The organism is Candidatus Frankia nodulisporulans, from assembly GCF_902806475.1.
GTDB classification, from domain to species: Bacteria; Actinomycetota; Actinomycetes; order Frankiales; family Frankiaceae; genus Frankia; species Frankia umida.
In genome coordinates, this window is sequence record NZ_CADCWS010000122.1 from 1 (window position 1) to 12,149 (window position 12,149).

The window sequence follows — 12,149 nt, forward strand, 5'->3', positions numbered from 1 at the left end:
CGTGCGGGTCCAGATGTCGATCAGCGGCGCCCTGTTCGACCAGCAGATGGCTGCCCACCCGTCGTGCGGAGATGCCTGACATGGCCCGCTCGGACACACGTACCACCGCTGCCGGACGCGTCGACGACTCCGGCACCGACCTGAACGCCGACCTGAACGCCGCCCCGGCGGCGGACAGGCGCGCCTTCGCACCGGCCATCGTGGCCCGGCGGCTCCTGCTCATCCCGGCCGCCCTGCTCGTCCTGCGGGGCACCGAGGCGGCGCTCGCCGCGGCCACGGTCGGCCTGCTGCGACTGATCCCGGTCGACCAGACTGTCGCCCGTCTCCACGTTTCGGGGCTGGCCAGGATCGAGGTGTACCCGCATACCGCCGCGACGGCGCTTGTCACCCTGGCCCTGTCGGTGACGGTGGCCGCCGTCCTGCTGCGGTCGCGGTCCACGCTCGCACAGTTCGCGGCGATCAAGGTATTCGCGCTGGTGGTGGCGACGGCGATTACCGGCGCGTACGCCCCGGGGTCGCTGAGAGCACAGATTGCCGTCGCCTGCGTCGGCGCCGGCGCGGCCGTCCTGATGTGGTCACGGATGCGGGTGGCGGTGCCGCGGGTACTGGAAACGGTCAACATCCGCCATGTCGACGGCCGCGCGGCCGACATGCTGCTCGTGCTGAAAATCAGCGTCCTCGTCGCGTTGGTCGTTCTGCTCGGATAAGCCCGCCGACACCGCCGACACCGCCGATGAGCCGCAGGCCGGCCTCGATGCCGCGCTCACATGCGACTCGAACAGAACGTGCAACTACTTCGAATTCAGCTGCCTCCGCGCCGCCAGCGGACTCTCGGCGCTGCGGCTGCTCGCGCACCGGCCTGGCAGCGCGGGTAGCGTCCTCCCTCACCTGTATAGTTGGTATTCGCAATGATAGGCAATACAAACTAATTTTGTTGGTGATGCGAAAGATCGGTAGTGCCCATCGGCTGCCGCTCGCGTGCCGCCGTCCCCGGGAGGGCTCGCGGAGAGGGTCCCGATCCGCGGGCCACCACCCCGCTGCACGACCGCGCCGACCCATGCCGTCACATCGAGGTTCGCGGCCAGATCGTCGCGACCGAGACCGGACCACCCGCCATCGACCTCGCCCATCTCGCCTTCGACTGGTGGACCGGCAGCCCCGTCCCGCGCCCGGCCGCGGGCGAACGGATCCTGCTGCGTCTGCGAGCCGACCACATCCACCGAAAGGACTCCCGGTGAGTTCACCCCTCTCGTCCGGCCCGGCTACAGGCCCGGCTACAGGCCCGGCCACCGGCCTGGCCACCGACCGAGACCCCAACGGCGCCGACCGCGCGGGCAGCCACGACACCTGCCCGCATCGGAAGGCGACGCGATGAGCGCGCTGTCCGGGGCGCGGCTGGCGTTCGGGGCCGGTGGTGTGGTCAGCGGACTGTCGGCGGTGCAGACCCTCGATCTCGCCCAGGGGGCCGACGAGCTTGGCTACGACCTGTTCAGCCTCAGCGACCACCTGCACAGCGAGCGTCCCACCGACGATCCGTTCACCACGCTGAGCTGGCTGGCCGGCCAGACCCGCCGCATCGAACTGGCCACGAACGTCCTGGCCCTGCCCTACCGGCCACCGCCCGTGGTCGCGAAGATCGCCGAGACCCTCGACCGGCTCTCCGGTGGACGGTTCGTCCTCGGCCTCGGCGGCGGCGGGTACGACGCGGAGTTCCACGCCTTCGGCCTCACCGAACGTACCGGTGGGCAGAAGATCGTCGGGCAGCGGGAGGCCATCGCGATCCTGCGGGGGCTGTGGTCGGGGAAACCGACCACCCTGGCCGGCCAGGAGTTCTCCGTGCACGGCGCCCGGATCGACCCGCCCGCGGCCCGCCCGATCCCGATCTGGCTCGGCTCGTACGGGCCGCGCGCGCTGGCGCTCACCGGCGAACTCGCCGACGGCTGGCTCCCCTCCATCGGACGGGTCGGCCTCGACGGTGCCCGTCGGATGCGCGCGGCCGTCCTGACCGCCGCCACCCAGGCCGGCCGTGACCCCGCGTCGATCGTCTGCGCCACCAACGTGATCGTGCGGCTCGGCCAGCAGGCACCGCCCGGATCGGGGGTGGTCAGCGGCGGCGTCACCGAGGTGATCGACCAGCTCGTGGACATCGTGGCCGTGGGGTTCACCGCCCTGCTACTCGCCGTGCCCACCGTCGGCGAGCTCGAGACCCTGGCCCGCGACGTCCTACCCGCCGTCCGCGCCCAGGCCGCCGCCCGCACCGCATCGTCGTAGCCGTCGCCATGGCCGTCGCGGTGGTCGTCGCCGACTCTCGCGAACGCATCGTGATGGCTCGGGTCCACCTCGTGGCCGCGGGTATTCCCTCGTCGTGGACAGCCCGTCACAGTGGCGAGCCAGCCGGCTCGGCCGGCTCACGCCGAGGGTTGTTCGGGATTTCAGGCCGGAAAACCAGAGCAACCCTCGGCATCCTCCCCAACAACCCTCGGCATGTCGGAATCGGCCGCTGGTATGACGGTGTCGATCCTCAGCGTGGCGGATCGGGTCTCGGTATGGCGGGTTGGTCAGACGCGACGCCGTCGATCCGTAGCTGTATGTGCCTGGTTGGTGATCCGTCGTGGCGAGCTGCGATCGAGGGAGCCACAGCGACGTTGTGGCAGTGGATGTTCGAGTGGGGCGCCAGGTGCCACCGGGGGAGGGGCCGCGTGATGGTGGCGGGGCAGTTGCTTTGTGCTCGGATGAAGTCGCGCATCGTCGTCTCGCCGGAAATGGGCGGCTAACCCGAGGCAGGTGAAACCAGGGTCGGCGGAGGGTCGGAAACGTGACGGGCTGCCGGCGATCACCGGGATGATCCCGGCCCGGTGCTTCGTGGCACGTCATGCTGCGGGCTTCGTCACGTTTTAGCGGCGGGGTCGGTGGGAGAGGAATCCGAGGAGACCGCGGCCGCCCGATCGCGGCGGGCCGGCCGACGGACCGGGCTGTCACGATTGTCCTGTAGGGCGCTACGGGCACCGCATCGGAGCAGGTCGGGACGCCGGCCCACGGCCAGAGCGGGTGGCGTATGCCGGTATCACAGCGTATGGGCAACAGGCGCGGTCACGATCGACCCGGTCACGACAGACGCGGCCACGACGGACACGGACACGGCTATGGCGGACGTAATGGCAGATCCGGACCCCGGAGATACCTGCCCGTCATGCATGTGTAACCGGCTGGTCGTAGCGTAGCCGGCCATGAGCGACGCGCGAATGGTTTCCGTCGGCGTCGAGGAGGAGTTCCACATCCTCGATCTCAACACCCGTCAGCTTGTTCCCCGTGCGGAGGAAATACTCGCCCGCCTCGATGGCGACTCGTTCTCCCCGGAACTGCTCAAATCCGTCGTCGAGACGAACAGCCGGCCGACGGTCGATCTGCTGGCGTTGCGCACGAACCTGCTTGATCTACGCCGCCGGCTGGCCGAGGCGGCCGGGGAGTTGGGGCTCGGACCGGCGGCATCGGGCACCGTGCCGATCCTCGACGTGGACGCACTCGACGTCTCCCGCGACGCCCGCTACGAGCAGATGACCGAGGACTACCAGATCGTCGCCCGCGAGCAGCTGATCTGCGGCGCCCAGGTGCACGTCGACGTCGCCGATCGTGATCTGGCGATGGCGGTGGTGGCCTGGACCGCGCCGTGGCTGCCGATGCTGCTGGCGCTGTCGGCCAGCTCGCCGTACTGGCTTGGCGCCGACAGCGGCTACGCGAGCATGCGCACGCTGGTCTGGCAGCGGTGGCCGACGGCGGGGGTGGCCGGGTCGTTCCGGACCGCCGCCGAGTACGACCAGCTCATCGCCGATCTGATCAAGTCCGGGGTGATCAGCGACCCGGGCATGGTCTACTTCGACGTCCGCCCGTCGGCCCACCTGCCGACCGTGGAGCTGCGCATCTGCGACTCCTGCCCGGACGTCGACAACGTCATTCTCATCGCGGGTCTGTTCCGCGCGCTGGCCTGCCGGGCGGTGGAGCAGATCGCGGCGGGCGGCCAGGCGCCGCCGCCGCGCGCCGAGCTGCTGCGCGCCGCGACCTGGCGGGCGGCCCGGTCGGGGCTGGAGGGCGACCTCGTCGACATCCTCGGCGCGGGGCCGGGGCCGGTGCCGGCACGGGCGATGCTGCGCCGGCTGCTGGAGGAGGTCCGTCCGCAGCTGGAGCAGTACGACGACTGGGAGCTCATCGACAACCTCGCCGAGCAGGCCGCCGGGCGCGGCAGTTCCGCGCAGCGCCAGCGTCGTGCGTTCGCGCGCCGTGGGCTGCTCACCGATGTCGCCGACCTGATCCTGGCCGAGACCCGGGATGTGCCGCCGGCCGGTGCGGTGATCGGTGTGGCGCCGGCGGTGTCGGCTCCCGACCAGATCGCGCCCACGCTGCTCGAGCGCTACCAGCCGACCGGCTACGACGAGGTCGTCGACGACCGCGGTGCGGTGCGGCCCCAGTACCGGGCGGTGATGCGCACCCTGGAACGGCTCGGCCCGGACACGCTCGACGAACGGGTCGGCACCCGCGAGGCCGAGCAGCACGACCGCGGCATCGTGTTCAAGGTCGCCGGGGACGAGCGCAGCCGACCGTTCCCGTTCGACATCGTGCCGCGGATCATCGCCGCCCAGGACTGGGCGGTGCTGCGCTCGGGCCTGACTCAGCGGGTCCGGGCGCTGGAGGCGTTCCTGCGCGACGTCTACGGCGAGCGCGCGGCCGTCGCCGACGGTGTGGTGCCACCCTGGGTCGTCAACGACGCACCCGGGTTGCGCCACGGCGGACGGGCGGTGGCCGACGAGGCGATCCGGGTGACCACCGCCGGGATCGACCTGGTCCGCGGCGCGGACGGCGGCTGGCTGGTGCTCGAGGACAACCTGCGGGTGCCCTCCGGGATCGCCTACGCCCTGGAGGGACGTCGGCTCGCCGAGTCGGTGCTGCCCGAACTCGGGCCGCCCAGCGGCATCCTGCGCCTGGACGGCATCCCGGCGCTGTTGCACGAGGCGCTGCTGGCCGCCGCCCCGGCCCGTCCCGGCGGCGGGAGCAGCACCGGTGGCGGCCGGGCCAGCGGCGGCGGTGAGCCGGTGGTGGCGGTGCTCTCCGGCGGGCCGGCTGACTCGGCCTACTTCGAGCACACCATGCTCGCCGAGCAGATGGGGGTGGCGCTGGTCGAACCGGGCGAGCTGCTCGTCGACGACGACGGCGCGCACCGCGTCGACGGCGCCACCCGGCACCGCGTGGACGTGCTCTACCGGCGCATCGACGAGGACGAACTGTTCAACGCGGTCGGCGCGGACGGCGCGCCGCTGGGCCCGGCGTTGCTGCGGGCGATGCGTGCCGGGCTGGTCAGTGTCGCCAACGCGCCCGGCAACGGGGTCGGCGACGACAAGGTCACCTACGCCTTCGTGCCGCGGATGGTCACCTACTACCTGGGTGAGCAGCCGGTGCTCGACGATGTGCCCACCTACGTCTGCGGCGACCCGGAGCAGTGCGAACATGTGCTGGCCAACCTCGACCAGCTGGTCGTCAAGCCGGTGGACGGCTTCGGCGGCGCGGGTGTGCTGATCGGCCCGCACGCCGAGCCGTACCAGCTCACCGAGGCGCGCGAACAGATCCTGGCCGACCCGCGACGCTGGATCGGTCAGGAGGTGGTGGCCCTGTCCACCCATCCCACCTGGCATGACAGTCAGCTCCAGCCCTGCGCGGTGGATCTGCGGGCGTTCGTCTACGCCGGGTCCGAACCGGTGGCGATCCCCGCGGCGCTGTCCCGGGTCGCCCCGCCCGGCAGCCTCATCGTCAACTCCTCACGCGGCGGCGGCTCCAAGGACACCTGGATCCCGCGCCGCTGACGGAACCGCGGTCGGCGGCCGACGGGCATCGGCGGACGCCCGCGGGCATCGGTGTGGGTGGCGGTTGTCGGCGGTCGGCGCCATGTTCGCGAACGGTCGGTGACCAGCTCGGCCGCACCGGCCCGGTGGTGCCGACGGTGCGAAGCGGGGCCGCTACGGCCTGCGCGGATGTGGACCGTGCGTGACCGCAACCGGGCCGACACGACTGTGAAACGTCCGGCATCGATCGTGTGGAGACGACGAAGTCTCTCGACGCCGGGCAGGTACGTCCGGAGAAGGGATCATGCCTGATCCCAGTAACCCGACGGGAGCGCTATGTGTGGGCTTAGTGGCGAGCTGAGGTTCGACGGTCGGGCGGCCGACGTCGACGCCGTGGTTCGGATGACGGCGACGATGGTGGCGCGTGGTCCGGACGGCGTCGGGATCTGGGCGTCCGGGCCGGTGGCGTTCGGCCACCGCCGACTGAGGATCATCGATCTGTCGGAGCGGGGCGCGCAGCCCATGGTCGACAGCGAACTGGGCCTCACGACCGCGTTCAACGGGTGCATCTACAACTACCAGCAGCTGCGCGACGAGCTCACCGCCGCCGGCTACCGGTTCTTCTCCACCTCCGACACCGAGGTGATCGGCAAGGCCTACCACCGGTGGGGTGTCCACTGCGTCGACCACTTCGCCGGCATGTTCGCCTTCGCCGTCGCCGAACGCGACACCGGCCGGCTCGTGCTCGCCCGCGACCGGCTCGGCATCAAACCGCTCTACTACGCGGTGGACGCCGAGCGGCTGCGGTTCGCCTCCACCCTGCCGGCGCTGCTGGCCGGTGGCGGGATCAGCTCCGATCTGGACCTCGTCGCCCTGCACCACTACTTCTCGTTCCACTCGGTGGTGCCGGCGCCGCACACCATCCTCGCCGGGGTGCGCAAGCTGCCCGCGGCGACCGTGCGGGTCGTCGAGCCGGACGGTCAGTACACCGACGAGGTGTACTGGAGCCCGTCGTTCACCCGCGACGACGCCTACGCCGGCTGGGACGCCGGTGACTGGCAGGACGCGATCGCCGCCCGGCTGCGCACCGCGGTGCGCCGGCGGATGGTCGCCGACGTGCCCGTGGGCGTGCTGCTCTCCGGCGGGCTGGACTCCAGCCTGATCGTCGCGCTGCTGGCCGAGGCCGGGCAGACGGGCCTGGCGACCTTCAGCGTCGGGTTCGAGGCGGCCGGCGGCGAGTCCGGCGACGAGTTCGCCTACTCGGACATCATCGCCGAACACTTCGGCACCGATCACCATCAGATCCGGGTGCCCGGCAGCCGGCTGCTGCCCGCCGTCGACGCCGCCATCGCCGCGATGAGCGAGCCGATGGTCAGCCACGACTGCGTGGCGTTCTACCTGCTCTCGCAGGAGGTGTCCCGCCACGTGAAGGTGGTGCAGTCCGGGCAGGGCGCCGACGAGGTGTTCGCCGGCTACTCCTGGTATCCGCCGCTGGCCGACGTCCCCCGTGAGGCGGCCGTCGACGCCTACCTGTCGGTGTTCGCCGACCGGCCGCACCGCGACCTGCCGGCCATGGTGGAGCCGTCCTACCTGCTGGAACGGGACGCCAGCCGCGACTTCGTCGCCGCCCACTTCGCCCATCCGGGGGCGGCGACGTCCGTGGACGCGGCGTTGCGCATCGACTCGGCCGTCATGCTCATCGACGACCCGGTCAAGCGGGTCGACAACATGACGATGGCCGCCGGTCTCGAGGCCCGCACCCCGTTCCTCGACCACGAACTCGTCGAACTCGCCGCGGCCTGCCCGCCCGAACTCAAACTCGCCTCCGGCGGCAAGGGCGTCCTCAAGGACATCGGGCGTCCGCTGATGCCGGTGGACGTCATCGACCGGCCCAAGGGCTACTTCCCGGTGCCGGCGATCCGCCACCTGAACGGCCCGTTCCTCGAGCGGGTCCGCGAGGCGCTGTTCGACCCGGCGGCCAAGGCCCGCGGGCTCTACCGACCGTCCTGGGTGCAGTCGATGCTCGCCGCCCCCAACGACAACCGCACCACCCTTGGGGCGAATGCGCTCTGGCAGGCTGCGCTCCTCGAGATGTGGTTGCAGACTCATGGCCTGACCTGATCCGACCGACCCGACCGGCCAGCCCAAGCCGAGCCGACCCGATGCCGTAGGGAGTTGAGATGACCCGAGCCTCCTACCCCGAGGACCTGACCGCGTCGACGCAGGCCCTGGCCCGCGACGTGCCGGCGCAGCGTCCCGCCGTCCTGGACGTGCTGGCACCGCTGCCGACGGACCTCCCGAACGCCTGGGCGACGGCGGTCGGCGTGCGCGCACCGGCCCTGGCCGCCGACGGTCGGCTCGCCTACATCGCGGACGGACCCACCGGCCCACGGCTGTGGGTCCGCGCGATGGCCGTGCCCGCCGGATCCGGCAGCGTCGACGGTGCCGGGAACGTCGACGGTGCCGGGGCTGCGGGCGGCGTCGGGGAGGGCGGTGCCGACGGTGACGGTGTCGGGTACGGGGTGGCCGTCGACACCGGGCCGGGGCATGTGCGGGCCGCGATGTGGTCACCGGGCGGGGAGCTGCTGGCGGTGCAGGTCGCGCCGGGCGGCGGGGAGCTCACCGAGGTGCGGATCGTCGATCCGGCGTCCGGGCTCGGCGCGGGTGGCCGTCCCGGCGGGGCGTGGCGGCTCGCGGGCGGCGACGGATGGGCCGCCGCCCCGGCGCGGTGGACCACCGACGGCCAGGCGCTGCTGGTCACCGAGTCCGACCGGACCGACCCGTCCGGACACACCCTGGCGGTGCTGATCACCCTGGACGGACGGCGGGTCGTGCTCGCCGAGGGCGTCGCCCTGCAGATCCTCGACGCCGTCGCCATCGCGGATGGCCACCGACTGCTGCTGCGGGAGGGGCCGCGGGGGGTCCGCCGGGCCCTGATCGTCGACGCCCGGCTCACCACCGCGGCCGAGGACGGCACCACCTACGCGTCCTGGGAGCTGCCGGGTGGGCGGGCGACCGTGCTCTCCGGCCGGTTCGTCGCGGGCGGGCACCGTGCCCTGCTCGTCACCGATCTCGGCGGTCGTGAGCGCGCCGCCCTGCTCGACGTGGCGGTCGACGGCCCGGGCCCCGCCCGGGTGCTCGCCGCCCGCCCGGACGCCGATGTCGAACGCATCGCCCTGCTCGACACTCCCACCGGACAGGTGGCCGCCCCCCGCCCGGAACTGGCCGGTGTGGAGCTGGTCGACACGGCTCTGGGCGGGATGGGCCTGGGCCGGATGGGTCGGGACGGGATGGGACGGGGCGCGACGGCACGGGCCGAGGCGGAGCTGATCGGGACGGGGCTGGGCGCCGCCGGCCTGGGACGGGCCGTCGTCGCGTGGAACGTGGCGGGACGCAGCGAGCTCACCGGAGTGGATCTGTCCACCGGCGAGGTCCACCCGTTGCCCGCCCCGCCGCGAGCGGTGATCACCGCGCTGCTGGGTCGCCCCGGTGGACGGGAGCTCGTCCTCGCCGTCGAGGACGCCACCGTGCCCGCCGAGCTCTGGACCTGCCACCTCGGCGCCGACTCGGGAGATGCCGACTCAGGAGATGCCGACGCGGGGGAGGCGCGGTGGGGCGCCGTCCACCGATGTCTGGTGTCGCGCGCACCCCGGCAGCCGCGCGAGCTCGTCGAACCGGAACCGCGCACCCTGGCCGCCCATGACGGGCTCACCCTGTCGGGCTTCTGGTACCGCCCGCCGGCGCAGCCCGGGCCGATGCCGACCCTGATCTACCTGCACGGCGGGCCCGAAGCGCAGGAACGGCCCACGTTCAACCCGCTGATCCACGCCCTGAACGCCCGGGGGATCGCGGTGTTCGCGGCGAACGTGCGCGGCTCCACCGGCTACGGCCGCTCCTTCGAGGAGGCCGACCATCTGCACCACCGCTTCGACGGCATCGAGGACGTCGCGAGCTGCGTGCGGGATCTCGTCGCCGCCGGACTCGCCGACCCACAGCGCATCGCCGTCGCCGGCCGGTCCTACGGCGGCTACCTGACGCTGGCCGCCCTCGTCGCACACCCCGAGCTGTTCCGCGCCGGCGTCGACGTCTGCGGGATGGTCGACCTGGAGACCTTCTACCAGCACACCGAGCCGTGGATCGCGGCCAGCGCCGTCACCAAGTACGGCGACCCGCGGACCGACCCGGCCCTGCTACGGGCGCTGTCCCCGCTGCACCGGATGAGCCGGCTCGCCGCACCCCTGCTGGTCGTGCACGGCGAGAACGACACGAACGTCCCGGTGGTCGAGGCCGAGCAGACCATCGCCGCCGCCCAGGCCCACGGTGTGCCATGTCGTTACCTGCTGTTCCCGGACGAGGGCCACGAGGTGGTCGGCCTCGCCGGCCGCCTGCGGTTCGTCCGCGAGACCGTCACCTGGCTCGCCGCCCAGCTTCTCACCGATCGCCAGCCCGAGGACGCCGTCGCCTAGACACCTCCACCCGCCGTGTCGCCTGGCCTCATCCACAGGCCGCATCCACCAGGCGAATCCGTTAGTCGAATCCGTGGATAGCGGGTGGAGTCGGCACGTCACACCGGGTGGGCGAAGCGCTCCCAGGAAGGTACTGACAGAATACGGACCGTGAAGATCGAGGAGTTGGAGGCGGACCGGACCTGGCTGGCGTTCGACCCCATGCGACAGCTACGACCCCACCTGACCTCGACGGGGTTCGTCCGCCTCGTCAACGAGGTGCAGCGCCCCGAGGGCTACCGGCTGATCGCGTCCTGGGACGGCGAACTCGGCCGGGTCGCCAGCGCGCTCGGCTTCCGCCAGGTGACCTCGCTGGCCAGCGGACGGCATCTCGCCGTCGATGACCTGACCACCATCCTCGTCGCCCGCGGCCGCGGCCACGCCACCCGTCTGCTCGCCTGGGCCGACCGGGAGGCCCGGCGTCTGGGCTGCGAACACATCCAGCTCGGCGTCGACACCCATCGCCACGAGGCTCACCGCTTGGCGCTGCGCACCGGCTACGCCATCTCCACCTTCGGCCTCACTCGCCGCCTGTGAGTCGCTGGTCACCGACGCGTGTTGTCCGGCTGTGTCCGCAGCCATCGACCCCATCGACCCCATCGAGTCCGACCGTTTCCTACCCCCGGAGCTGACCCGAACATGAGCGGGAGGAACTGCCAGACATCAAAGCGCTCGACGCCGTGACGGCTGTCGCGCTGGGTCAGTCGCATCTCCAGGCCGTCCCCACGAAGCTCGCCCCAGTAGTCGACCTGGCCATGCTGACTGGTACTGCTGACTGTGATCTGCTGCCCGGCGATCCGGTAGTGGCCGCCGACGGGCGGCCGGGGCACCAGCATCTCGGCCACCGCCGGCAGCGACTGGTTGCTGGTGGTTCCGCACGCCGAGCCGTGGCTGAAGAAGCGAAGGTAGAAGTTCCACCCCGGCTCCGGCCCGGCTGCCACATACAGCCCGTCGAAACGCGGCGCCACCTGCGCGACCCGTGGCAACGACGGTAGTGCAGGCAGCGGCGGCATCGACCAGCCCTGCGGGTTCTGCGGAAAGACCATGGTTCCCCCCAGCCATGCGACGAGAGATCAGCGGTGCGCGGCGAGTGCAGCCCTGCTGAGGTGATCTGCTGCTCGGGTCGTTTCGGGAAGCCGGTACTTCGGGCATAGTTCGAGAACCCACCGGCAGGCTGAGTCGAGATTGGACCGGTGCCCTACCGATAGGTACACCTCCCGAACGCCATCGCGAGTGCGAAGCGCAGCCCCGACGGGCTCCCCGTCGAGCAGGATTTCTGTGCGCTCGCCACGCCGCTGCCCAGGAGAAGTGTGTGTGCCGACGAAGGGTGTCTTTGCAACCCCGATCGTCGGTAGATTAAGGGTGATGCCGAGATGACAGGCCAGCCCGAAACGCCGTGGGTGGGCGATCCCGTGGCCATCGCAGAGTACCAGGTCCGGGGGTGCCGCCAGTTTCGGAAGCACCTCGCTCCACGCGTCGAGCAGCGGCGGTAGCTCCCGAAAGGAAAGTAGCCCGGGAATATAGGGGAATGCTGCCCGGCCCACTGCCGTTGCTGAGCTGATGATCTCCCAGGGTAACTGGTCAGGTCTCGTAGATCGTTTGTTTTTGGTTTCACGGCGGGCTGGGGCTGTTCGATGGCTCGCCGGTCCTGGAGTGTTGGTGCGGCGTGGTTGATCGGACCGTAGGGTCCGGGTGTGTCCGGTGATCCGCCCGCGCTGTCGGTGCCGTCGTATGACGAGCTCGCGGCGCTGGTGGTGGAGCAGGCGGCGCTGATCACGCAGTTGCGGGCCGGGTTGGAGCAGGCCCGGGCACGGAT

At 71.6% G+C, this 12,149-nt stretch carries 9 protein-coding genes; 7 read left to right on the forward strand and 2 right to left on the reverse strand.

The window, feature by feature from the left end:
• The first annotated feature begins 80 nt into the window (after window positions 1–80).
• The 7 genes from G6R24_RS12520 (at window position 81) to G6R24_RS12550 (ending at window position 10,870) form a co-directional block, all read left to right on the forward strand.
• Window positions 81–707, forward strand: coding sequence for a histidine kinase (locus G6R24_RS12520; protein WP_163549427.1), 627 nt, complete (start codon window positions 81–83; stop codon window positions 705–707).
• 249 nt (window positions 708–956) lie between these two features.
• Entirely contained in the window at window positions 957–1,238 is a 282-nt protein-coding gene (locus tag G6R24_RS12525; protein WP_163549428.1) for a hypothetical protein, read from the forward strand.
• 133 nt (window positions 1,239–1,371) lie between these two features.
• Entirely contained in the window at window positions 1,372–2,271 is a 900-nt protein-coding gene (locus G6R24_RS12530; protein WP_163549429.1) for an LLM class flavin-dependent oxidoreductase, read from the forward strand.
• Window positions 2,272–3,227: 956 nt separating this feature from the next.
• A complete protein-coding gene (locus G6R24_RS12535; protein WP_163549430.1) occupies window positions 3,228–5,849 on the forward strand; it encodes a carboxylate--amine ligase/circularly permuted type 2 ATP-grasp protein in 2,622 nt (873 codons plus the stop codon).
• A gap of 315 nt (window positions 5,850–6,164) precedes the next feature.
• Complete coding sequence (locus tag G6R24_RS12540; protein ID WP_163549431.1) at window positions 6,165–7,949, forward strand: N-acetylglutaminylglutamine amidotransferase; 1,785 nt, start codon at window positions 6,165–6,167, stop codon at window positions 7,947–7,949.
• Between the two features lie 59 nt (window positions 7,950–8,008).
• The gene (locus G6R24_RS12545; RefSeq protein ID WP_225438456.1) at window positions 8,009–10,294 is read left to right on the forward strand and encodes a S9 family peptidase; all 2,286 of its coding nucleotides are present in this window, start codon (window positions 8,009–8,011) and stop codon (window positions 10,292–10,294) included.
• A gap of 150 nt (window positions 10,295–10,444) precedes the next feature.
• Complete coding sequence (locus G6R24_RS12550; RefSeq protein ID WP_163549432.1) at window positions 10,445–10,870, forward strand: GNAT family N-acetyltransferase; 426 nt, start codon at window positions 10,445–10,447, stop codon at window positions 10,868–10,870.
• Window positions 10,871–10,878: 8 nt separating this feature from the next.
• On the opposite strand, the gene G6R24_RS12555 is transcribed toward G6R24_RS12550, so the two are convergent.
• Both G6R24_RS12555 and G6R24_RS12560 read right to left on the reverse strand, forming a co-directional pair.
• Window positions 10,879–11,379 (reverse strand): hypothetical protein, encoded by a 501-nt coding sequence (locus tag G6R24_RS12555; protein WP_163549433.1) that lies wholly within the window; start codon window positions 11,377–11,379, stop codon window positions 10,879–10,881.
• A gap of 27 nt (window positions 11,380–11,406) precedes the next feature.
• A complete protein-coding gene (locus G6R24_RS12560; RefSeq protein ID WP_338084434.1) occupies window positions 11,407–12,135 on the reverse strand; it encodes an endonuclease V in 729 nt (242 codons plus the stop codon).
• Window positions 12,136–12,149: the final 14 nt, after the last annotated feature.

What these genes read in the sequence shown, in the direction of transcription:
- G6R24_RS12520 (WP_163549427.1), top strand. Translation starts at nt 81, where the DNA reads ATGGCCCGCTCGGACACACGTACCACCGCTGCCGGACGCGTCGACGAC.
- G6R24_RS12530 (WP_163549429.1), top strand. Translation starts at nt 1,372, where the DNA reads ATGAGCGCGCTGTCCGGGGCGCGGCTGGCGTTCGGGGCCGGTGGTGTG.
- G6R24_RS12535 (WP_163549430.1), top strand. Translation starts at nt 3,228, where the DNA reads ATGAGCGACGCGCGAATGGTTTCCGTCGGCGTCGAGGAGGAGTTCCAC.
- G6R24_RS12540 (WP_163549431.1), top strand. Translation starts at nt 6,165, where the DNA reads ATGTGTGGGCTTAGTGGCGAGCTGAGGTTCGACGGTCGGGCGGCCGAC.
- G6R24_RS12545 (WP_225438456.1), top strand. Translation starts at nt 8,009, where the DNA reads ATGACCCGAGCCTCCTACCCCGAGGACCTGACCGCGTCGACGCAGGCC.
- G6R24_RS12555 (WP_163549433.1), bottom strand. Translation starts at nt 11,379, where the DNA reads ATGGTCTTTCCGCAGAACCCGCAGGGCTGGTCGATGCCGCCGCTGCCT.